Origin of the sequence: Sporomusa acidovorans (assembly GCF_900101845.1) — a bacterium.
GTDB lineage: Bacteria > Bacillota > Negativicutes > Sporomusales > Sporomusaceae > Sporomusa > Sporomusa acidovorans.
The window spans coordinates 1-1,282 of sequence record NZ_FNAM01000124.1 but is presented as its reverse complement, the minus strand read 5'-3'; the positions used below and the strand labels follow the sequence as shown (position 1 = coordinate 1,282).

Sequence of the window (1,282 nt, the reverse complement as noted above, 5' to 3'; positions counted from 1 at the left end):
AAAGTCCTTTTTAATCCCTGCCTTTTTTCATGAACATGCCCTGACCCATCTAATGATTAAGCTTGACACATAATTAGACGCTATAGCAAATTACTTGTAGAGTAGAATAAAAGGTGGTGGACGATATGATTAAAACACTTGATTACAAAATCAGAAGTCGTATTGTCCATTATTAAGGAATAGTTTGTAATCCTACCCTTTTTATGTTCAGTCGAAGTGCTTCTGATTTGTCAGAAGTACTTTTTTATTTATTTTACAAAAAGGAAGGGAAAAAATATGCCAACAATATGTATTGATAATGTGTCTTTTAAGTTAAGAAAAAGACAAAATTTCTTATGGTTGAAAGAACTGGGAAAAGTCTTCTCTGTGTTTGATCAACAAGATTCAGGAAATATTTCCTTTGGTGTGCAAAACGGCGAGAAAAAATATTTTGTCAAATATGCAGGAGCGCAAACAACTGAGTACAAAGGAAATATCAAAACTGCAATAGATAATCTTAATAAAGCTGTACTAGTATATCAGGATTTAAAAACGTTTAAAATATAGGTGGGGAATCTGATCGTTCGTTTGAAAAATGGGAGGGTTCGCGCGAATTGTACGAACTTGCACTTAGAGCTATTTTGCCGGAAAGAAAACTGCGATTTCGGTCCATAAAAGAATTCTATAGAGAATGGTCCAGCGCAGTATCTCACGTATATTTTTAATTAGTTCGCAAGAGTTATACACTATATGTTCTTGCTGAGCTTGTTCAGTTTTATCGAATAGAGGCACTTAGAATTGTCGTGTTTTATGCAAATCCTGACCAGTTATCAGCGCTAGTCGTATTGATGAATTATAGCCAAAGATTAGTTGTTCTAGTTTAATAGCAAAAAATAACAACTTAGATGCTATCTAAATTGCTATTCTATAATATCAACCAGCAACTTCCTAATCTCCCAGGCTGTTTCCAGCCAAGTACCTTCGGCGTTTAGCGGCTTAACTGCTGTGTTCGGCATGGGAACAGGTGGAACCCGCGTTACTGGATATTTAATTAGGTGAACATCTCGTAGGAGTCTATTCCCTAAAAACTGCACAGATAAGCAACGAACCAGGTTATTAGGAGCGTCAGCTACGCTAGAACCTGTGTGAATCGCTTAGCGGAACCTCCTTATTCACTATTCACTGGTCCTCACTACAATTAGGATTATGCCGTTCGCATTTATGCGAACAAGTTAAGTCAAGTGCTCGGCCTATTAGTACCAGTCAGCTCCATGGATTACTCCACTTCCACATCTGGCCTATC

1 protein-coding gene and 1 rRNA gene are annotated in these 1,282 nt (G+C 37.3%); one reads left to right on the top strand and one right to left on the bottom strand.

Annotated features, from left to right (window positions below; all coding sequences use genetic code 11):
• Window positions 1-276 precede the first annotated feature (276 nt).
• Window positions 277-546: a hypothetical protein gene (locus tag BLR65_RS28835; RefSeq protein ID WP_093798281.1), complete on the top strand. Its 270-nt coding sequence runs from the start codon at window positions 277-279 to the stop codon at window positions 544-546.
• A 368-nt stretch (window positions 547-914) separates the two neighbouring features.
• Here BLR65_RS28835 and rrf read toward each other — a convergent pair.
• Window positions 915-1,030 (bottom strand): 5S ribosomal RNA (gene rrf, locus BLR65_RS28830).
• Window positions 1,031-1,282: the final 252 nt, after the last annotated feature.

Bases quoted from the DNA above. Each gene is read 5' to 3' on its own strand.
- BLR65_RS28835 (WP_093798281.1), top strand. From the start codon at position 277: ATGCCAACAATATGTATTGATAATGTGTCTTTTAAGTTAAGAAAAAGA.